This window comes from Leucobacter soli, assembly GCF_042659205.1.
GTDB lineage: Bacteria > Actinomycetota > Actinomycetes > Actinomycetales > Microbacteriaceae > Leucobacter > Leucobacter soli.
This window is the reverse complement of the sequence record NZ_JBHSRW010000503.1, coordinates 1-522: the sequence shown is the minus strand read 5'-3', so window position 1 is coordinate 522 and position 522 is coordinate 1. Positions and strand designations below refer to the sequence as shown.

Genomic DNA, 522 nt, shown 5'->3' with positions numbered 1-522 from the left:
CGCGTCGCGATCGCCCGCGCGCTCGCGTACCGCCCGCCCCTGCTGCTCATGGACGAGCCCTTCGGCGCGCTCGACGCCTCGCTGCGCCTCGAGCTCGTGGAGCAGATCCGGCGGATCCACCGCGAGACCGGCACGACCCTCGTGTACGTGACCCACGACCAGGAGGAGGCGCTGGCGCTCTCCGACCGGATCGCGATCATGCGCAACGCGCGGATCGTCGAGTGCGACACCCCCGAGCGCCTCTACCGTCGGCCGCAGTCCGACTTCGTGGCGACCTTCTTCGGCGACGCGAACCTGCTGCCCGCGACGTCTTCCATCGTCCCGTCGACCGCGTCCGAGGGCTCTGCCGCCGGCACGGGCGCCGGCGCGGGCGATGGGGCCGTGGCCGGGGCCGGTGCGGGAGACCGCATCCGCGTCACGGTCGGCGAGAGCTCGGTGCTGCTGCCGGAGGCCGTCACGCGCGGCACGGCGCTGCCCGGCGCAGCGCTGCCCGACACCGTTGCGCTGCGGCCCCGCGCCTTC

At 75.1% G+C, this 522-nt stretch carries 1 protein-coding gene; it reads left to right on the top strand.

From position 1 onward, the window contains the following. A partial coding sequence (locus ACFPZL_RS14190; protein WP_382336062.1) for an ABC transporter ATP-binding protein occupies nt 1-522 on the top strand: 522 nt, incomplete at both ends.